The organism is Clostridium sp. TW13, from assembly GCF_024345225.1.
Lineage (GTDB): Bacteria > Bacillota > Clostridia > Clostridiales > Clostridiaceae > Inconstantimicrobium > Inconstantimicrobium mannanitabidum.
Genome location: NZ_BROD01000001.1, coordinates 2,272,329 through 2,293,918, shown reverse-complemented (window position 1 = coordinate 2,293,918; position 21,590 = coordinate 2,272,329). Strand labels below are relative to the sequence as shown.

The window sequence follows — 21,590 nt, the reverse complement described above, 5'->3', positions numbered from 1 at the left end:
GATGGGTGAAGTAAAAAGACAAAAATTAAGAGAGGAAATAGACGAAAAGTATAAATGGAAAGTTGACAAGATTTATGAAAGTGTTGAAGCTTTTGAAAAGGATTTTGAAATTCTTAAGGCAGAGGCTCCAAAACTAAAAGAGTACCAAGGAAAACTAAAGGATGGAAAAACTATATACGAATTTCTAAAGGCTTCAGAAAAGTATAGCAGATTGGCTGAGAAGCTTCTTATGTTTGCATACTTAAGATGCTATGAAGATACTTCAAATTCAAAATATCAAGCATTAAAGACTAAAGTTGACATATATCTTGCAGAGTTTGGAAGCTATATAGCATTTTTTGAACCAGAAATACTAGCTTTACCAACAGAAGAATTAAAGAATATTATAAAGAATACTGAAGAACTTAAAGAATTTAATTTTATGTTTGACACATTATTAAGCCAAAAGGAGCATGTCCTTTCAAAAGAAATAGAAGAGGTTTTAGCATTAGCTTCTGATTCAATGCAAGCTCCTGACAATATAAGAAGTATGCTTGCTAATGCAGATATGAGATTTTCTATTATTAAAGGAGAAAATGGAGAAGAAATTCAATTAACTGAAGAAAATTATTCATCTTTAATAAAAAGTAAGGATAAATCTGTTAGAGAAGCAGCATTTAAAGCATTATTTGGTGAATATAAAAAACTAGAAAATACTTTTGGAACAGCCTTAATAAGTTCAATAAAGAATTTTATATTTAATGCAAAAGTTAGACATTATAAATCTGCTTTAGAAGCTTCATTAAAGCCAAATAACATTCCTACAGAAGTATATAAGAGTGCAGTTAAAACTATAAATGACAATTTAGGATTACTTCATAGATATGTTAAGTTAAAGAAGAAGCTATTAAATTTAGATGAAATTCACATGTATGACTTATATGTACCAGTTACAGATTACAAGAGTGAAGAAATACAATTTGAAGATGCAGTAGAAATAGTTAAAGATGGATTAAATCCATTAGGAAAAGAGTACCTTAATATATTTGATGATGGTGTTAAAGCTGGCTGGATAGATGTATTTGAGAATAAGGGTAAAAGAGGAGGGGCCTTCTCATGGGGTTCTTATGATACTATGCCATATGTTCTTTTAAACTATAACTATGAACTTAATGATGTATCAACTTTAGCACATGAAATGGGGCATTCAATACATTCATATTATTCAAGAAAAGAGCAGCCATATCAATATCATAATTACTCTTTATTCTTAGCGGAAGTAGCGTCTACTACAAATGAAATATTATTGATTAATCATTTAATAAATAAGGCTGAAGATAGAGAAAGAAAACTATATTTAGTAAATCAACAATTAGAACAAATAAGAACAACAGTATTTAGACAATTGATGTTTGCTGAATTTGAATTAGTTTCTCATGAAGAGTTAGAAAAAGGTAATGCATTAACACCAGAAGACTTCAATAAAATATGGCATGATTTAAATGTTAAGTATTTTGGGGAAGAAATGGTTGTGGATGAAGAAATAGATATAGAATGGGCAAGAATTCCTCATTTCTTTAGTGATTTCTATGTATACCAATATGCAACTGGTTATTCAGCTGCTAATGCTTTTGCAAATAACATTCTTGAAAATGGAGAAGCTGCAGTTGAAAAATATAAGGGTTTCTTAAAGGCAGGAAGTTCAGATTATCCAATAAAAGTGCTTCAAAAGGCAGGGGTAGATATGCTTACTCCAGAACCAGTAGAAGCTACTATGAAAACTTTTGAGAGCTTATTAGCAATACTTGAAGAAATAATATAAATTAATAAAATATTTTCAAGGGATATTCCTAAAACAAGGAATATCCCTTCTTTGTTATCATATATGTTGAAATTGAACGATAAAGAACAATATTTTTCAACTTATAATTCAATTAAAATGTGATATTTTTTTTACAAATTAATTTTATAAGTATTATATAAAAACGTATACAAATATAAAATAATAAAATTTTTTGAAAAAGTTCGCTAAAATGACGATTATTTTAAAAAGCATATGAAAAAAGTTACTAAAATTTACATTGACTATTAGTCATAAAATAAGTATAGTATTATTGTACTGAGTAGTCAGTATAATTCTCATGGGGGTTGATAGGATGAATTTTCTTCAAATTGCAGGGAATGATATCAAATGCATTTTCAAGAATAGAATCATCAGAGTATCCATTATAGCAATAATAATTGTTCCGTTGTTGTATTCATTGCTATATTTAGATGCCTTTTGGGATCCTTATGCAAGAGTTGAACAACTGCCTATAGCAGTAGTTAACTTGGATAAAGGCGCCAAATTAGATGGTGAAGATAAAAACTATGGAAATGACTTGATTGAAAACCTAAAGAAAAATCATCAAGTGGGTTGGAAATTTGTATCAGAAAGTGAAGCCAATTCAGGACTTGATGGAAAAAAATATTATGCTAAATTACAGATACCAGAAGATTTTTCTGCAAATGTCACAGCAGCAAAAACAGGTACTCCAAAGGTTTCAAACTTACAGTTTGTAAGTAATGATAAGAAGAACTTTTTAGCTGCTCAGATTAATGGTAAGGTAGAAGTAATACTAAAATCAGAGATAGTTAAAAATATATCTGAGAATTATGTAAAAGTTACATTTGACAACTTATACAAAGCTAAAGATGGTATGATTAAAGCTGCCGATGGTAGTGGACAGTTATATGATGGTTTAAACACATTAAATGGTAAGATACCAGAATTAGCAGATGGTGCTTCTCAATTAACAGATGGAGCATCACAATTATATGATGGACAAATTAAACTTAACAATGGAATAGTTAAGGTTGATGATGGCTTAAACAAATTAAACAAAAAGATGCCAGAATTAACAGATGGAACAACAAAGCTATATAACGGACAAATTACGCTTAATGATGCAATAAAGGCTGTTGGTAGTGGTGTAGTTAAATTGAGTGGTAGTATGCCAACATTAGCAGATGGTGTTAATAAGCTATCAGATGGTTCATCACAATTATATGCTGGTCAAATCGCACTTAACAAAGGATTATTTCTTGCAGATGATGGTTTAAACAGATTAAACAAAAAAATGCCAGAATTAACAGATGGAACAACACAGCTATATAATGGGCAAATTGCACTTAACAATGGATTAAAATTTGCAACCACACAATTAAAGTCAGGTGCAAATGATTTGAATGTTGGAGCTTCTCAACTAAAAGATGGTATGGGAGCTTTGAAATCTAAATTGCCAACATTAGCTGAAGGAGTTGGACAGCTAAATGATGGAGCTTCAAAATTAGACGCAGGTAGCCATGGATTATATGCAGCATTTTCATCTCAAAGTGAAGATCTTGTTAATCATCCTGAAAAAATTGGACTTTATCAAGCAATTAGTTTGTTAAAGCAAGGTGCTGATTCTGCAAATTCAAAATTACAGTCTCCTGAAACAAAGAAGAATACAGCCTTATTGTACAAAGGAAGCGATGCTTTAGCATCAGGAATATCAAAAACTAAGGATGGAGTACATGAACTTATTAATGGAGTGCAATCTACATCTGACGTTATGAAGTCAATAGGGCAAGAACTAGCTGTTGCTAGTGCAGCAACTACTGTTGATGAGAAAAATGCTCAAATAAACAAAGCTTTAGCACAGTTACAAGCATTACAAAAAGCTAATGCAGACAACAATACTGATGCTAAGATTGCAGCATTAAGCAGTGGTGTAGATACATTAAATGAACAAGGACAAACTTATACTAATGGTGTTAAAACTTTAATAGGTAGTGTTTCAGATCTTAGTACAGGGATAGGAACAATGAGTTCAAGTCTTGATTCATTAGAAGCAAAATTAAATGAAAATAATAAAGATTCATTTGGAGCTGGATTAAAGGCTCTTGCACAAGGAACTTCAGATTTGAAAACTGGGGTTGTAACAATGCAATCAAAGCTTCCAGAATTAAATGGGGGAGTACAAAAGCTAGTTGATGGTTCTGCAAAGTTAAATAAAGGAACAAGTGATTTATATGCATCAGCAACTGGATTAGCAGATGATTCAGGTGGATTACTTGCAGGTTCAAAAAAATTGGTTGATGGACAAACTCGATTATATCAAGGAATCGTTAAATCAAATACGAAGGAACCAACTTTAAAAGAAGCAATTCCACAGTTAGCAGTAGGAGCAAACCAATTACTTGCAGGTTCAAACAAACTAGTTAAAGGACAAACTCAATTATATGGTGGATTGAATCAATTCAATTCAAGTGTTCCAACATTAAAAGATGGAGTTTCACTATTATCTGATGCTCTTTCAAGAATAGCAGATGGATCAGATGCTTTAGTTGCTGGACAAACTAGATTATATCAAGGAATTGTTAAATCAAATACTACGGAACCAACTTTAAAAGAAGCAGTTCCTCAGTTAGCTGATGGAGCAAACCAATTACTTGATGGATCAAATCAATTAGTTGATGGACAAACTAAAGAAAAGAATGGAATGGATAAATTAAATTCAAGTGTTCCAACCTTAAAGGATGGAGTTAAAAAGTTATATGATGGTTCAAAGGAATTATCTACTAAGTTAGATGATGGAGCTAAACAACTTAAGGATGGTTTAGTGAACTCATCAGATAAAATGGGTACATTTGTTTCTGACCCAGTAAACTTAGCAGCAAATCCAATAAATTCAATACCAAACTATGGTACAGGTTTTGCACCATACTTTATACAATTGTCTTTATGGATAGGCGCAATAATGATGTTCTTTATAATATCACCACATGTTCAAGTTGATGAAAAGACATCTAAGTTTAATAAGGTAATGGGTAAATTCTTATCCTACGGTTTTGTAGGTATACTTCAAGCTCTACTAGTAAGTGTTGTAGTACTTAGTTTAGGATTACATCCAACTAACACTGCATTATATATAGCTCTTATAGTATTCTTATCATTAGTATTTATTTCAATAATACAATGCTTAATAACTCTATTTGGAGATGCCGGAAGAGTACTTGGAATTATCCTATTAATAGTACAATTAACATCTTGTGCAGGAACATTCCCACTAGAGTTAGTACCAAAAATGTTTAAGGTATTAAATCCATTTATGCCATTTACTTATGGAATGGATGCTTTAAGAGAAGCAATTTCTGCAACAACTATTAATTACTCAATAGTAGGAAAAGATGTTGCTATCTTAGGTTTAGTATTTGTAATATTCTTAACTATATCAATAGTATTTAAGAATGCTGGTGAAAAGCTTCAAGAAATTATTGAAGGAAGAAAATCTGAAATAAATATATAAATAATACTTGATTTATTTCGATAAGATGTTATAATAAGTATATGCGTTAGGTTACTTAACGTAAAAGATTAAAAAAGATTCATCTAGATAATACTTTCTTTAATTAGAGAATATATTAATCAACATGAAATCTTTAATTAAAGGAGAGATTTATAAATGGAAGATAAGACTTTAGTATGCAGAGATTGTGGTAAGGAATTCGTATTTACAGTAGGAGAACAAGAATTCTACAAAGAAAAAGGATTCGATAACGAACCAACAAGATGTGCTGATTGCAGAAGAGCTAGAAAGCAACAAAATAACAGAAGATAGTCTGTTGTTAAAATAAGAGTCGTGAATTTTATTCACGGCTCTTTTTATATTTGTATTCAAATCGTAATCAAATAGAGATAGAAATATTTAATTGTAATGAGGTATAATTATTTTATGAAGCAAATACGTTCTTACGCAAATAAACTTTGTGTTTAAAATTAAGAAGGGGATGGCTGTATTGAATAGAAAGATAAAATTAGGATGTATTCCAGTTATAGTTCTGCTAAGTATAAATTTTGTTGGATGCACAAATAAAAATTTAACAGTATCAACCAGTGGTGAGGTAAAGCAAGTAGAAAAAACTAGCTCAAGTGATGAAAAACAAAAAAGTGAAGATCTACTCAAGCAGGCTGAAAAGTTATCACAAGGATATTTTTATGATGAAGCCATTTCTTTATTAGAAAAAGATAAATCAATAAAATCCAGTGATATAGAAAGTGCAATTGATAAATATAAGAAAGAAAAAAGTTCGCTTGTTAAATATAATGGACCAATATTTCATGTTTTTTTTCACAGCTTAATTGTATATCCTGAACTTGCTTTTGATAAGGATAGTAAGGCAGAAGGATATGATATGTGGATGACTACAGTTAATGAGTTTAAGGTAATGCTCCCTAAGTTTAAGGAAGACGGATATGTACTTTATGATATTGAGCAAACTGTTGAAAAGACTGATGATGGGAAAATTAAACCTAAAGATATATATCTTCCAAAGGGAAAGAAGCCTTTGATTATTTCTGTGGATGATGTAAGTTATTATAAGTATATGGATGGAGATGGATTTGCTCAAAAATTAGCCTTAAATTCTTCTGGAGATGTTATTAATTTAGTAAGAAACAAAGATGGACAAGTAACGGAGACTTATGATGGAGATGTAATGCCTATATTAAATAAGTATGTTGAAGCGAATCCAGACTTCTCATATAGAGGAGCCAAAGGGGTGATTGCTCTTACTGGTTATGAAGGTATATTAGGATATAGGATAACTGATTTAAAGGGAGAAGAATTAAAAACAGCTACTGAGCAGTGCAGTAAAGTAGTTTCAAAATTAAAAGAAACAGGTTGGAAATTTGCAAGTCATAGCTATACACACAATAACTATTTTAAAGATGGAACTATTACCTTAGGTCAGCTAAGATATGATACAGAAAGATGGAAAAAATATATTGAACCTGTAGTTGGAAAAACTCAAATATATGTTTCACCTTTTGGTGTTTTATTTAATGAAAATGGACCATTATATAGATATTTAGTTGGACAAGGCTTTGATATATATTGTTCAGTTGGCAGCAACTTAAAAACAGAGTATAATAAGGACAATATGCAGCAGAGTAGATTTGATTTAGATGGGTATACTATGCTTAAAAATGCTGATTATGTGAAAAAGTATTATTTTGATCCAAAGGATGTGCTTGAAGCATCACGTCCGCCAATAAAATAGAGTGTCTGAAAATAGACTGCATATGAATTTACTTATTTCTGAAGATATCTAATATACAAATAGATGTAAAGTGAATTTTAAAAGGAGTAATGCATGGAAGCAATTGAAGAAAGACTATTTAAAACATTGATAAATAATTATGGCTTTTTTGTTGAGCAATATGAGTGCAATGGAAAATTAAATTGGATGGCTTTGGGCAATACCAATACAGGGATTTGTGCAGTTATTGTTTCAAGTGCAAGCATGGAAGAAACTAATGCGTATTATGCTAATGTATATTTAAAAGCTAAAAATATAAGTTATACAGTTCATAATATTATAATTACTGAAGGATCATATGAAAAAAGCAGAGAAGGCAACAATTATGAAAAATTAGTATACAGCAAAAGTGAAGATACAATTTTGTTTTATAGCTCTTCTACGGAACCTATAGCAAAAATTTTTCAATCAGTTAGAAATAATAAGGTTAGCATGAGAAATACAGATAAGTCTTATTTTAGTATTACCAATATACTTATTGGTTTAAATGTAATAATGTTTATTGTTTCTGTTTTGATATCTGGGCAGATTTTTGATATTGATACTGATGTTTTAATTATACTTGGTGCCAAGGTAAACTATTTGATTGACCAAGGACAAATTTATAGACTTGTTACAGCAATGTTTTTACATGGAGGGTTAATGCACATAGCCTTCAATATGTACGCTCTTTATGCTTTAGGAGATTTTATTGAAAGAATATACGGGAAGATAGGGTATTTAGTAATTTATTTTGTTTCAGGCATAGCAGCAAATTTACTTTCATATATGTTGTCACCAAATTATGCGTCTATGGGTGCCTCAGGAGCTATATTTGGTTTGTTTGGCGCAGCCTTAGTATTTGGAATAAAAGAAAGAGATAAGATTGGCAAAGATTTTCTTATTAACATAGGAAGTGTAGTGGCTATAAATGTTTTTATAGGAATGAGTCAAAGGGATATAGATAATGCTGCTCATTTTGGAGGTTTTATAGGAGGAATTGTTGTAGCATTTATTATTAGAGAACTTAAGTTATCAAAAGCTAAGCAAGGGTAAATAAGATATTGAGATAACAAGTTAAACAAGGTAAATAATGCAATAAGATGCTGAGGTAAAAGACTAAGAGGTATTTTGTAATCAACAAAATACCTCTTTTTAGATTTTTGTAAAACTTATAAGATTCAGAAGTTTAGGTTAACTTTAATCATGATTTATAAAGTTAACATTAATGACTTAAAAGTGCTATTTCTTCATCAGAAATTTGTTCTTTCTCTTTAAGTGTATTTGCTATAGCATGAAGTAAAGGTAAGTTTTCTAAAAGAAGTTTTTTAGTATCTTCGTATAGATTATCAATTAACCCTCTTGCTTCTGTTATAACTGGATTACCGTAAGAAGAAGCGAACTCTCCTAGCTCTGATAATTTTAATAAGCCTAGTTCTTTTCCCATACCGTATTCTGTAATCATGGCAGTTATTATTTTTGTACTTTCAGATAAGTCACTATAAGCTCCTGTGGTGATATTGTTTTTTCCAAAGATAATTTCTTCAGCAGCTCGTCCACCAAGCAATACTTGTACTCTGTTTTGCAAGTAAGATAGAGTCTTATATTGTGCATCTTCAGGAATTGTCAATGTGTAACCACCAGCTCCCTTTGTAGTAGGGATTATAGAAACTTTAGATATAGTTTCATTAGGTAATAGTAGTTTTGAGATAACAGCATGTCCAGCTTCGTGATATGCTGTTATTTCTTTATCAGAATCCTTGATATAACTTCTATCCTTCTTTTCTTGCCCTGCAAGAATGATTGAAAATGCTTTTTCAACATGATCCTCATTAATAAAAGGAGCTGTTTCTTTTGCAGCAAGTATAGCTGCTTCATTAACTAAGTTCTCAAGTTTAGCTCCTGAGAATCCAGCGGTCTTTTTTGCTATGCTAGATACGTCTATATTTTCAAAAGGTTTATTATTTAAATGTAGAGACAATATAGATTTTCTACTGTTTACATCAGGAAGACCTACTTCAACATGTCTATCAAATCTACCTGGTCTTAGCAGTGCAGGGTCTAAAGTATCAAGTCGATTTGTAGCTGCAATTACTACAATACCTTCACTTTCACTAAAGCCAGACATTTCTGTTAATAAGGCATTTAATGTTTGGTCACGTTCATCAGATCCGCCTGAAGAACTAGCCCCGCCTCTTTTCTTACCTATAGCATCAATCTCATCAATAAAAATAACAGCTTTACTAGATGCTTTTGCTTTTTTAAATAAATTTCTTATTCTGCTAGCACCAACCCCTACATACATTTGTACGAAGTCAGAACCTGTTACGGCAAAGAATGGAACTTCAGCTTCGCCAGCTACAGCTTTAGCTAAAAGTGTTTTACCAGTTCCAGGTTCACCGTATAGAATAATTCCCTTAGGAATACGTGCCCCGTATTTTGTATATTTTTCTGGGGTCTTTAAGAAATCTACAATGTCCAACATATTTTCTTTTGCTTCTTCATTTCCAGCTACAGAATGAAATCCAAACACAGAATCCTTTGCGAAGGTAACAGGCTCTGTAGATATAGTTGAAAAAGATTTTGCACCTAAGTTTTTCTTTTTTAATATAACTAAGGCAAGTATTACAATTGAAATTGTTAATGTGGTAGCAGGTATAGTTTTACTTAAAGGTTCTTTAGACAACTCAACAACCTTGATATTTTTTTCTAGAAGTTGAGCTTTTAAATTATCGTTTTTAGGATTGTCTGTTAAATATTTTGTATTATTTTTTAAGGTTATTTCTAAATTATCTTCATTAATTTTAACTTTACTTATGTTATTTTTATTTAAATCTTCTTTAAAAGATACATAATTTCTTTGTACATTTATTTTAGGCGACCAAGGATTGTAAATTAAAAATGCAATAGACAAAATTAAAGTTATTATAGAAAATAAAACCCATTTATTTTTCAAATTACTCATAAATACCTCCCTTTAAAAGTGCAAAGCACCAGTCAAATTTTTATCCGTAAATCTATTATAAAAGTTATAATTTTTTTGTCCAACGAAACTCATAGCTTTTACCAATGTAACTTATGGAGATTCTGCCTTTTAAAATTGGTAAGAATAAGCTATACTTAGTTTAGTATGTATTTTTAAATGCCTAAATAATGGAGGGGTAAGGGATGAATATAAGTTCAGTAGATCTTAGGTTAAATGCCAGAGATTTGATGAGTATAATCAATGATTTTGTGAAAATTGATGGATTGAGTATAGGAAGTTTAATTATAGGGGATAGAATATTTGTTGAAGGTATATATAAAAATATAGTAAAGATACCATTTAAGGCAGAGGTTAGTATTGCGTACATTCAAAATAATGTTCTTGCCTTAAAGTTAGAAAAAACAAAGATTTCAAAAATACCAGTATTTAAATTTGTTACGAATTATGCTATGAAATTAGGCTTAAAGAAGTTAGATGTTGTAGGAATTAGTAATACAAAAAATGAAATTAAGGTAGATTTAAATAAAATATTTAAAAAATATCCATTCTTAAATTTAGAGTTAGAAAAGATATATATTGAAGAAACAATTGTTAAAGCACAAGTGAAAGAAGTTTCACTAGATATATCAAGATTTGGAGAAACTGCAGAAGTAATAGCTGATAGTGAGGTACATAATTTGCAAGAAGTAGAAATTGATTATACACATATCAACAAAGTTGAAGATGGATACAATAAAGGTAGAGATTATGTAAAGTCTAATATGCCCCAAAAGATTAAATGCGTTTCTGATTATGTATTAATTATACCTGATATAATTTCGTTAATATATAGGTTGTTAAAGGAAACAAGAGTATCAGGAAAGACAAAAGCAGTTATTATCTCATCTTTAGCATATTTATCTCTACCTATAGACATTATTCCGGATAAAATACCATTCATAGGTAAGATAGATGATGTAGGAATAGTGTTTTTTACGCTAAATAAAATAATCAATGATGTTCCAATGGAAATATTGTTAGAAAATTGGGCTGGAAAGAATGACTTTGTATTTGTTCTTAAGGAAGCAGTAAACTATTTGACACAATTTACTGCTGCAGACAATGTTGATAAGATATACAAGGTTATAGATAGCATGGTTACAGTTTAGAAATTAGGTAACTTCTAAAAGATAAATAAGTCCATATTCTTGAAAGGGTTATTTATTTTCAGATGTTTTAAATCTAAGAAAATATCAATTTGTACTGCGGGAACCAGGCAAATCTAAAATAGCTTTAAATCAATTATAAGGAGAAGATATACTTTGGGAAAGAAAGTTTATGCAATACAAGAAGGTTTTAATTTTGATACAAACCAAAAAATCGAAAATATAATTGTTGATACTTGGGCAGAATGCTTAAAATATGTTAAGGGAGTAAAGGGGGCTAAGTATAAGAGTTTTGAAGATATAAATAGTGCTAAAGAATATTTAAATAGTGGCAGTAAGTTACTTAAAAAGGGAGTAGATAAATATCCTGAAGATTGTCTACATGTGTATGTAGATGGAAGTTATAATGCTGGTACAGAAAAATATGCTTATGGTTTAGTAGCGGTAAGAAATAATATAGTTGAATACATTGATAGCAATTCATCAAAGGATAGTTCTAAAAGTAATATAAGGCAGATCGCTGGTGAATTAGAAGCATCAGTAAAAGCAGTGGAATATGCAATAAGCAAGGGTGAAAAGAAAGTAGTAATCTTTCATGATTATGAAGGGGTTTCTCACCATGCTACCGGCTTTTGGGAAAGAAGAGAGCAATCATCTGTAGAATATTATAATAAGATGAACGAACTATTTAGTAGAGGAATAGAAGTGATTTTTGTAAAGGTTGATAGTCACACAGGAGATTTGTTTAATGAACTTGTAGATGAAAAATGTAAAGAAAAATTAGATATAGGTTCAGATAAGACGGTGGAAAAGTACCTTCTTCAAAATGTAATAGCAGTAAGCAGTGAAGAGGTAAAGCAGCAAATATTAAGTGTTGCTCCTAAGGGAAAAGAAAATATTATAATAGCTGGAGGGGAGAAACAGGTTAACCTTGAAGTTAGGAAACTTAATTTTTACTTTTTCGGGGATATAGGAGTTTATGATAGTTATAATCCAAGATATGTTTTGGATAAAGAGAAGGCATCTGAAATTTTATACTTAATTGCTAATAATGAACCTTTTATGATTTCTAATAAGCAAATAGCTAATACTCTTCACATTGATGAAGCAAAAGTTAATGAGATAATACAAAATCTTGAGGTAATAAATGCAGTTGAGAGAAACAATGACTCATACAGAGTGAAATTTCCTGTTTTTTTAGAAAAGGATGTACAGCAAGTGCAAAAGTTTATTAATGATATAGGCCCAATACTTGGAAAAGAGATAATATCATTAAAAGATGTGCTTTATAAAAATATATCAAAATTGAAATGCTCAGAAATCTATAGCAATGAAAGAGTTCTTTACCACATCATTTGTGATAAAATTTTTGATGGTACAGCCTTTGAGTATTTTGGTAAAAAAGGTGTTTTTTCCACAGCTAAATCTCAGCCTGGAAATAGAGATTATATTATAATAGCATATGAAGAGAGCGAATATATAGAGGAATATAGCAACAAGTTATTATGTAGTAGCAATAATTACAGAAGTTCTAAATTTACTTTCAATAGTTTTGGAGATTCTGATGGTTCAAGAAAGGATATATACAGATTTTTCAGACTTAGTCAACAAAAACTTGGCAGCTTAGAACAATTTGAAGCTTTAAATTCCACATACATGATGTTAGTTGATGCTATGAATAAAGAGATAGTAAATAATAGTGGAGAGTTAATGTGTAAAATTATTAATGATTCACTTAATTATGAAGAAGCTACAGAGCAAGACAAAATATTAATAGATTTTTTGAAGAAAATGGATTATATAAAAAAGGATAAAAAAGAGAATTCTATATTAGTAAATGTGCCTGTTTTTTATGCAGAAGATAAAAATGTGATAGCAGATTTATCAGATATGATACTGTCTAAATTATTACCTACTGTAGAAGGTATTATTAAAAATATTGAGAATATAGGTTCAAGCTTAACTTCAGTAAAGCATGGTGTAGATATAAAGGAGTTGAGTAATGAATTATGGCATCAGATTTTTGGTGCTATTAATGAGTATTTAGTTAAGGTAGGATTTGTTGCACAACCAGATTATTTTGAAATGGAAGGAAGATATTTAAAAAGTTTTTCTATTAATTTTTAATCTAGTTATAATTTATAAAAGTATAGTTATTTATGCCACATATTTCATATCATAAATATATATTTTTTAGACAAAATATTAGTAAGGTATCTGAAAATAAATAACAAATCTAAATATGCGACGGATATTTTTTGTTAGACAAGGAAACAGTCACTGCAGATAGGAATTATCTAAGGGTTCTGTTGATGAAGTATAATGTCAAATAGACTAGCATATAAACTTATGTATCTTTAGGTGCCTAAATAAAATATATTTAGTATGAGGTGATATATATGAGATATCTTAGAGGAATTATTATGGGAACTTTATTAGGATTAACAGCAAGTTTTGCTATGATGCCTAAAATGGATTGGAGAACTAAGAGAAAAATAAGAAGAATGACAGGAAGAATGTTTGATGGTGCAGAAAAAAAGTACAATTATATGATGCATATGGTAAGATAAAAATCTACATAAATTGAATAGCAAAAAAATTAAACTAAATGAAATCCTTATTTGCAATCTAAAATATTAGATAATTAAGATACTTATATTAATTTTAGATTATATTTAAGGATTTTATTTAGTTTTTATTCATTTTTTATTCATTTTTTTATTTAGTTTATTCAACTCTTAACGATAAATAATTTATATCTGAGAATTAAATAAAATCACAAAAAAATAGATTAATTTTGAAAAAAAGCTATAAAATTAATAAAAAATGAAGTTTTAAACAGATAAATGAAGAAAAATAATAGATTATACCACTATAAATATGATATAATTATAAAATGGTGGATAAAGATTAAATGAAAAGGAAGTTAAGAGATGGAGATTCTTTCACTTGGAGAAAAAATTAAAAAAAGAAGAAAAGAGCTTAATATGACTTTAAAAGACTTGGCTGGAGAGAGAATAACTCCAGGACAAATAAGTCTAGTAGAATCAGGTAGGTCAAATCCATCTATGGATTTATTGGAATATTTAGCTAGTACGTTGAATACCTCTATTGAATACTTAATGGAGTCAGAAGAAACACAAGCCAATAAGATATGTACTTATTATGAACAAATAGCTCAAGGGTATATTTGGGAAGAGAATATATCAACTGGCGAAAAATATTTAGAAGAAGGATTATTTTATGCAGAGAAATATAATCTAGAAAATAGAATTGCTAAGATACAATATATGAAGGCAGAAATTTGTGTTAGTAAGGAACAATATTTTGATGCTCAACAACTATTTTTATCGTCTAATGGCTTATTTATTAAAAATAATGATTATGAAAATGTGGTGAAAACATTTTTAAGTCTAGGAAAAGTAACTATTGAAATGAAGGCTTATCATTCATCTATTTCATATTTAAGTCAAGCTGAAAGTGTGTATCAACAAAATCAATTGGGATATGAAGCTTTATTAGCAGAGATTTATTTTTGTAAAGCAGTAACATATTATAGAATCAATGAAATGGACAAGGCTATAAATTATTCGTTCCTAGCTAAAGAAAAGTTTGGGAAATTATACAATAAAAAAGAGTATGCAAGAACGTTATTATTAATTTCTGAACAATATAGTGAGGAAGGAGATTTTGAAAAAGCTATAGATTATTCAAAGAGAGCATTAAAAGAGTATGCAAAAATGAGAGATGATGAAAATATCTCTGATATAGAAAATAACTTAGGAAGACTATTCTTCAACTTTGAAAATTTAGAAGAATCGTTTATTCATTATAATAGAGCTAAAGAAATCAGAAGCAAAAATAATGATAAAAAGTTAATTGATACATTAATGGATCTTTTTGAAAACTATATTAGACAAAAGGATTTAATAAAATGTACAAGCGTTATTAATGAATTAGATAAGATAATTGGATCAGATGATATAGTAAATCTTGTTAAATTACACATTATTAAATTTAGAATATGTATTGCTAATAATAATAATGATGATGCAGAACTTATTTTAAATGAAGCGTATAAAATGGCTAAGGCTAATGGATTAACACAAGAAGCGGCAGATTTAGCAGTTAAGCTTGGAAAATTCTATTTGGATCAACAAAAAGATGCGGAAGCTGCAGAGTTTTTAGGTGAAGGAATTAGTTTATTTAAAGAGATGGGTATAATAAAAGATTGGATGTAATCAATGATGGGTGATTTAAATGAAGATATTATCTACAGGGGAAAAAATTAAACGATCAAGAATATATAAAGGTATAACATTAAAAGAGCTGTGTGAAGACAAGATTTCAATATCTAAAATGAGTTGTATTGAAAATGGTAAGATTGATGCTGATAGAAAGACTTTAGAATATATAGCTGATAAGCTAGATTTAAAGCTAGAGTATCTAATTGAAGATGTAAGAGTTCAGATTGAAAAGAATATTGATAATATTGATAATTTTAAGGGCGAAGAGTACGAGTACGAACTTAAGTCAAATTTTGATTATTCATTAAAATATGGATATGTTGATTTAGCTGTTAAGTCTATTCGTAAGTTATTTAAGTATTATCTTGATAAAGACAAATATGGCCACATAGAAAAGATAATTCCTATGTACTATAATTTATATCAAAAAAATACTTTTATAGAAGATATTTATTATAGAGATATGGCAATGTATTTTTTTAGAACTGGCGAATATTTAGAAGCAATTACATATTTTAATAACATAGGTGAAAAAATAGGGGAAGCTAATAAAAACGCAGAATATTTTTTAGCAGAAAGCTTATGTTATTCAAGTAATAAGCAATATTCTAAAGCTTTTGAATGCATAAATAGAGCAATTGAAAAGTTAGATGAACAAAGCGATGATGAAAAAATAAAGATTCAAATTTATGTAGAACAACTAATCTTAAAGCTAAAGTTAAATGGTGTGCTTGATGAAGAACTTTTAAAGAATGTATGTGAGCCAATTGAAAAATATAAAACACTACATGTAGATTTATATTTAAGGCTAGCAGAAAGTTTTGGAGAAGCAGGAAAAATTGAAGAATTAATGTTTTATATAGAACGAGCTAAATTAGTAGTGGAAATAAAACAAAATTCAAAATATGTTGAATTTTTAAACAGATGCATAGTAGACTTAATGGCATATGATAAATTAAATGAAGCAGGAATTATGGTTGAAGAATCATTAAATTTATCAATTCTATTAGATAATTTAGAGCTAATAGAAAAAGGTTATTATCTTAAAGCTAAGTTATATCAGAAACTTGGTAATATGAATCAAGCAGAAATATACATGAATTTATCTATGGATGCTTTGGCAAAATACTCAGGACCAGAACAAATTCATGATAGGTATTTGGAAATGGGAAATATGTACTATAAACTTAGCGATTTAAGAGAATCATTAAAGTATTTTACCTTAGCTAAAAATATGGAAAAGAATATATAGTAGAAGAGGTGCAAAAACATTTATTCTAAATGTTTTTGCACCTCTTTTATTATTATTAATTGAGCTGAATAACCAGGTAACTTAGCTTGTAAATTTAATAAAGGACTCTTTTTAGTATATTTAAAATTGATTTTTGGAAAAGATGCCTTATGAAGAATCTCTTTTTCTTCTTTACTTAATCTTTTAGGTCTTCCCATACCAATCCAATAATTATATGATGAACCCATGCCTTCATTAACTTCATAAGTGGTAATTCTACAATTTGAGTTAATATTAACTATATTAAGATTATATTTTTTTTGAGTAGTATTTTTTACTCCTCTTAATTTTGAAATACTATTAATATCAGATAAAGATTCTAATTCTTCATTATAAGAATAGAGTAATATTTGATATTCTTCTTCTTCATTTTTGGTTACAATATATCCTTCTCCCATAGTAACTATATAATCACCAAGTTTATTTAATAAATAGTATGCGTAATAAGAAGGCTTTTTAATTCCCTTATCATTAATTAGTCCAGGATATCCGAAGAAGACCTCATTGGTTAGGTTAATCTGCTTATCCAATACATCAAATGCCTTAAATGATGTTAGAGGGGTATCTTGTTTGCATATTTTATTTATTATATAGGGAAGCATATAAGCAGTATCATATATCAAATTTGTATCATTTTCATTTGAGTAATGTTTCTCATGAATATCCACAGAGTATTTGTTAAATAAAATATCTCGTACTTCTTCTTCTAAATGCTTATTAAAATTATTTTTGAATATAAACTTGAAATTACGTAAATTTAAGCTTTCTAATTCATCGAAGTAGTTTAAGAATGATTCAATGGTTAACAAATAATTTTTATCCATAAATTCAGAGTCATCTAATACTATAAGTGGCTTTAAATCTAAGTAATCTAAAAATTCTAATACTGCTAATACTCGACTCCAGTTGTGAAACTGGGAATTCGGGAAAATACCCATATCTGATGAGAAAACATTTGATAATAAGGCGTAATTAAATCCTATTTCTTCTTGAATTTCTTCAACGAAGTCTTTATTATCTTCTATAAGTAAATCAAAGGCATCGCCTAAATTGATAATATTTTTAAAACTTTTTTCAAAGTCTTTTTCAGTTTCACTCATATCAATATTTATTTTAGTTATTTTATTTTCATAGTTAAATCTATCGTAATCTTCTAGGTAGTAGGTTACCATTTCTAGAGCAACATTAGTATCTAAATATCTAATTTGTTTTAGATTTTCATAAGCTTCTTCATTTACGTTATGCTTTTTTCTGAATTGAAGAGGTGTAAGCTTATAGTTTAGTTTAAAGTGTTTGTTGAAATATCTAGTATGTGAGAAGCCTACTTCTTCAGATATTTCTGAAATTGTCATATCAGTATCTAGCAATAATTTTGCTGACTCCTCAACTCTGGTTTGATTTACAAGGTCTGTGAAGCTATAGCCAGTAGCATTCTTTATTTCATGAGACAAATAATGAGAACTTAAAAATTCTTTTTTAGCTATTTCTTGCAATGTTATATTGTTGTAGTTATTAAAAATATATTTTGATATTCTATGATACCTTTCTAATTGTTCTTCATTATCTTTAAGCTCTTCTTTATCATATAGTAGATAATGAAAGTTGTTAATTAAATGATATAGAAGTTCTACTAGAGTTGCTTCTATTTCATCATCATAATTTTCTTGCTTTTGAATTGATTCACAAAGAATTCTGCAAAGAAAAGTTCTAAGTTCATCGTAAGGTTCAGAATCTTGAGCTCCATCGTCAGAACTATTTACGTAGAAAATCATATTAGCAATATCATTATAATATTTCTCAAAGAACCAAGGATCAATGTGAAAAATGAGTATTCTATTTTCATCATCGTTGGAGTATATTCTATGGGCCTCATCTACATTAATTATTTCTAATTGATTATTGCTTATCTTGAAAGTATCAGATTCAATATCTACAAATAGGTTGCCTTCAAGAACATATAGTATTTCTATGCTATTATGCCAGTGAATTGGATATTCTTTAATGCTGCAAAATAATATTTCTACAGGCATATAGGAAGGATAGTTAATGTATTCCTTTCGCATAAAATTCCTCCTTTATTAAAATATATTAATATTAGTTTAACATAAAAAATATAAAAAGAAAAATAAATAAACTTTGACTTTCTTTGATGTTTGTATTATTATAAAAATATACAGAATAGAAAACTAGGTAAGAGAGGTAATGTATATGAATATAGAAAAGATGACACTGAGAGTTCAAGAGAGTTTGAGTGATGCACAAACAACTGCTGTTAGATGCAATCATCAACAAGTAGATGTTATACATTTGTTTTCAGCATTACTAAATCAAGAGGATGGTTTAATTCCTAATATATTCGAAAGAATGGGCAAGAATATTCAGCAAATGAGAAAAAAGGTTTCTGATACTTTAGATAATATGCCTAAGGTATTGGGAGATGCAGCGAGTTCTTCAGCTGTATATGCTACTAGAAAAATAGAAGAAACTTTAGTTAAAGCTGAACAAATAGCTGATAAGTATAAAGATTCATATATTAGTGTAGAACATGTAATGTTGGCTATTATGGAAGTTGAAAAAAGTGGTGCTGTAAGTGATATTTTAAAACAGTTTAATATCAATGAAAAAGATTTTCTTAAAGTTCTTGCAAATATAAGAGGTAATCAAAGAGTTGATACACAAGATCCTGAGGGAACTTATGATGCTTTAAAGAAGTATGGTACAAATCTTATAGAATTAGCAAAACAGCATAAATTAGATCCTGTTATTGGTAGAGACGAAGAAATAAGAAGAACTATAAGAATTTTATCAAGAAGAACCAAGAACAATCCAGTGCTTATTGGAGAACCTGGTGTAGGTAAAACTGCTATAGTAGAAGGTCTAGCTGAAAGAATTGTTAGAGGAGATGTTCCGGAAGGTTTAAAGGAAAAAATAATTTTTTCACTAGATATGGGAGCCTTGATAGCTGGAGCAAAGTACAGAGGTGAATTTGAAGAAAGATTAAAGGCTGTATTAAAAGAAGTTCAAAATAGTGAAGGAAGAATAATTCTATTTATAGATGAAATTCATACGATTGTTGGAGCAGGAAAAACTGAAGGTGCTATGGATGCAGGTAACCTTATAAAACCACTACTTGCGAGAGGAGAATTGCATTGTATAGGAGCAACAACTTTTGATGAATATAGACAGTATATTGAAAAAGACAAGGCTTTAGAAAGAAGATTCCAACCTGTTACTGTAGATGAGCCAACAGTAGAAGATACAGTTTCAATTTTGAGAGGATTAAAGGAAAGATTTGAAATTCATCATGGAATTAGAATTCATGATTCAGCCATTGTAGCTGCAGCAAAATTATCTGATAGATATATACAAGATAGATTTTTACCAGATAAGGCAATTGATTTAATTGACGAAGCTGGAGCTATGATTAGGTCTGAAATAGACTCTTTGCCAACTGAGCTTGATATAGTTAGAAGAAAGATATTTCAGTTAGAAACTGAAAATGAAGCATTATTAAAAGAAACAGATGATTATTCTAAGAATAGATTGTTGGAATTAAGCAAAGAGTTGGCGGAGTTAAAAGCTAAAAATGATGAAATGACTGCAAAGTATGATAAGGAAAAAGGAGCAATCTTAGAAATAAGAAACTTAAAAGCTCAATTAGATGAAGCTAAGGGTAAAATAGAACAATATGAAAGAGCGTATGATTTAAATAAGGTTGCTGAACTTAGGTATGGAGAGATTCCAAGATTAGAGCAAGAGATAAAAATAAAAGAAGCAAAGATGAAAGAAAATTATGAAGGTGCACTATTAAAAGAAGAGGTAACAGAAAATGAAATTTCTGAAATAGTATCAAAATGGACTGGAATACCTGTATCAAGATTGGTAGAGGGGGAAAAGGAAAAGCTATTAAGACTTGAAGAAGAACTTGAAAAGAGAGTAGTAGGTCAGCAAGAAGCTGTATCTTTAGTATCTGATGCGGTAATAAGAGCAAGAGCTGGTATGAAGGATATAAGAAGACCTATTGGTTCATTTATATTCTTAGGGCCAACCGGAGTAGGTAAAACAGAGTTAGCTAAAACTTTGGCAAGAACTTTATTCGATTCAGAAGATAATATCATTAGAATAGATATGAGTGAATATATGGAGAAATATTCAGTATCTAGGTTAATAGGAGCTCCTCCAGGATATGTTGGATATGAGGCTGGTGGGCAGTTAACAGAAGCAGTTAGAAGAAAGCCGTATTCAGTTATATTATTTGATGAAATTGAGAAAGCCCATGAAGATGTATTTAATGTTTTTCTTCAAATTCTTGATGATGGTAGACTTACAGATAACCAAGGTAAAACAGTAGATTTTAAGAATTGCATAATTATTATGACATCTAATATTGGTAGTGAACACTTGCTGCTAAATCAAAGTGAAGAGATAATAGATGATAACATTAAATCCTCAGTAATGAATGAGATGAGGAGTAGATTTAAACCTGAATTTTTAAATAGAGTAGATGATATCATTATGTTTAAGCCATTAAGCAATGAAGGAATTAAGAAGATTATTGATATATTCTTAGCAGATGTAGGTAGAAGATTACAAGAGAAGAATATCAGTATGAATATCACTGAAAAAGGTAAGGAATTATTAGCTAGAGAGGGCTATGATCCTGTCTACGGAGCTAGACCATTAAGAAGATATATTGAACATGTACTTGAAACTGAAATTGCAAAACAAATAATAAAAGGTAATATACAAAATGGTAGTACTATATTAATAGATGCTTCAGAAGATCAGTTGATTATAGAAAACAAATAAAACTAAATAATATTATTGTTTTTGGATAA

12 protein-coding genes and 1 pseudogene are annotated in these 21,590 nt (G+C 29.3%); 11 read left to right on the top strand and 2 right to left on the bottom strand.

Going from position 1 to position 21,590, the window contains the following annotated elements:
* The first annotated feature begins 1 nt into the window (after nucleotide 1).
* The 5 genes from pepF to OCU47_RS11200 all read left to right on the top strand — a co-directional run bounded on the left by pepF (nucleotide 2) and on the right by OCU47_RS11200 (nucleotide 8,139).
* On the top strand, nucleotides 2-1,801 hold the full coding sequence (pepF, locus tag OCU47_RS11220) for an oligoendopeptidase F (protein ID WP_261828689.1): 1,800 nt from the start codon (nucleotides 2-4) through the stop codon (nucleotides 1,799-1,801).
* Nucleotides 1,802-2,135: 334 nt separating this feature from the next.
* On the top strand, nucleotides 2,136-5,312 hold the full coding sequence (locus tag OCU47_RS11215; protein WP_261828688.1) for a YhgE/Pip domain-containing protein: 3,177 nt from the start codon (nucleotides 2,136-2,138) through the stop codon (nucleotides 5,310-5,312).
* 156 nt (nucleotides 5,313-5,468) lie between these two features.
* Nucleotides 5,469-5,624: a zinc-ribbon domain-containing protein gene (locus OCU47_RS11210; protein ID WP_261828687.1), complete on the top strand. Its 156-nt coding sequence runs from the start codon at nucleotides 5,469-5,471 to the stop codon at nucleotides 5,622-5,624.
* A gap of 178 nt (nucleotides 5,625-5,802) precedes the next feature.
* Entirely contained in the window at nucleotides 5,803-7,065 is a 1,263-nt protein-coding gene (locus OCU47_RS11205) for a polysaccharide deacetylase family protein (RefSeq protein ID WP_261828686.1), read from the top strand.
* 93 nt (nucleotides 7,066-7,158) lie between these two features.
* Nucleotides 7,159-8,139: a rhomboid family intramembrane serine protease gene (locus tag OCU47_RS11200; RefSeq protein ID WP_261828685.1), complete on the top strand. Its 981-nt coding sequence runs from the start codon at nucleotides 7,159-7,161 to the stop codon at nucleotides 8,137-8,139.
* Between the two features lie 169 nt (nucleotides 8,140-8,308).
* On the opposite strand, the gene OCU47_RS11195 is transcribed toward OCU47_RS11200, so the two are convergent.
* Entirely contained in the window at nucleotides 8,309-10,048 is a 1,740-nt protein-coding gene (locus tag OCU47_RS11195; protein ID WP_261828684.1) for an ATP-dependent metallopeptidase FtsH/Yme1/Tma family protein, read from the bottom strand.
* Between the two features lie 203 nt (nucleotides 10,049-10,251).
* Here OCU47_RS11195 and OCU47_RS11190 point away from each other — a divergent pair, with 203 nt between their 5' ends.
* The 5 genes and pseudogenes from OCU47_RS11190 (at nucleotide 10,252) to OCU47_RS11170 (ending at nucleotide 16,713) form a co-directional block, all read left to right on the top strand.
* On the top strand, nucleotides 10,252-11,217 hold the full coding sequence (locus tag OCU47_RS11190; protein WP_261828683.1) for a YkvA family protein: 966 nt from the start codon (nucleotides 10,252-10,254) through the stop codon (nucleotides 11,215-11,217).
* A 153-nt stretch (nucleotides 11,218-11,370) separates the two neighbouring features.
* A pseudogene (locus OCU47_RS11185) lies at nucleotides 11,371-12,138 on the top strand (ribonuclease H1 domain-containing protein); the annotation flags it as partial.
* A 1,475-nt stretch (nucleotides 12,139-13,613) separates the two neighbouring features.
* A complete protein-coding gene (locus OCU47_RS11180) occupies nucleotides 13,614-13,784 on the top strand; it encodes a YtxH domain-containing protein (protein WP_261828682.1) in 171 nt (56 codons plus the stop codon).
* 363 nt (nucleotides 13,785-14,147) lie between these two features.
* On the top strand, nucleotides 14,148-15,455 hold the full coding sequence (locus OCU47_RS11175) for a helix-turn-helix domain-containing protein (RefSeq protein WP_261828681.1): 1,308 nt from the start codon (nucleotides 14,148-14,150) through the stop codon (nucleotides 15,453-15,455).
* A 19-nt stretch (nucleotides 15,456-15,474) separates the two neighbouring features.
* Entirely contained in the window at nucleotides 15,475-16,713 is a 1,239-nt protein-coding gene (locus OCU47_RS11170) for a helix-turn-helix domain-containing protein (RefSeq protein WP_261828680.1), read from the top strand.
* 20 nt (nucleotides 16,714-16,733) lie between these two features.
* On the opposite strand, the gene OCU47_RS11165 is transcribed toward OCU47_RS11170, so the two are convergent.
* Entirely contained in the window at nucleotides 16,734-18,815 is a 2,082-nt protein-coding gene (locus OCU47_RS11165; protein ID WP_261828679.1) for a helix-turn-helix domain-containing protein, read from the bottom strand.
* Between the two features lie 145 nt (nucleotides 18,816-18,960).
* On the opposite strand from OCU47_RS11165, the gene clpB reads away from it, so the two are divergent.
* The gene (gene clpB / locus OCU47_RS11160) at nucleotides 18,961-21,561 is read left to right on the top strand and encodes an ATP-dependent chaperone ClpB (protein WP_261828678.1); all 2,601 of its coding nucleotides are present in this window, start codon (nucleotides 18,961-18,963) and stop codon (nucleotides 21,559-21,561) included.
* Nucleotides 21,562-21,590: the final 29 nt, after the last annotated feature.

Bases quoted from the DNA above. Each gene is read 5' to 3' on its own strand.
- pepF (WP_261828689.1), top strand. From the start codon at position 2: ATGGGTGAAGTAAAAAGACAAAAATTAAGAGAGGAAATAGACGAAAAG.
- OCU47_RS11215 (WP_261828688.1), top strand. From the start codon at position 2,136: ATGAATTTTCTTCAAATTGCAGGGAATGATATCAAATGCATTTTCAAG.
- OCU47_RS11210 (WP_261828687.1), top strand. From the start codon at position 5,469: ATGGAAGATAAGACTTTAGTATGCAGAGATTGTGGTAAGGAATTCGTA.
- OCU47_RS11200 (WP_261828685.1), top strand. From the start codon at position 7,159: ATGGAAGCAATTGAAGAAAGACTATTTAAAACATTGATAAATAATTAT.
- OCU47_RS11195 (WP_261828684.1), bottom strand. From the start codon at position 10,048: ATGAGTAATTTGAAAAATAAATGGGTTTTATTTTCTATAATAACTTTA.
- OCU47_RS11190 (WP_261828683.1), top strand. From the start codon at position 10,252: ATGAATATAAGTTCAGTAGATCTTAGGTTAAATGCCAGAGATTTGATG.
- OCU47_RS11180 (WP_261828682.1), top strand. From the start codon at position 13,614: ATGAGATATCTTAGAGGAATTATTATGGGAACTTTATTAGGATTAACA.
- OCU47_RS11175 (WP_261828681.1), top strand. From the start codon at position 14,148: ATGGAGATTCTTTCACTTGGAGAAAAAATTAAAAAAAGAAGAAAAGAG.
- OCU47_RS11170 (WP_261828680.1), top strand. From the start codon at position 15,475: ATGAAGATATTATCTACAGGGGAAAAAATTAAACGATCAAGAATATAT.
- OCU47_RS11165 (WP_261828679.1), bottom strand. From the start codon at position 18,815: ATGCGAAAGGAATACATTAACTATCCTTCCTATATGCCTGTAGAAATA.
- clpB (WP_261828678.1), top strand. From the start codon at position 18,961: ATGAATATAGAAAAGATGACACTGAGAGTTCAAGAGAGTTTGAGTGAT.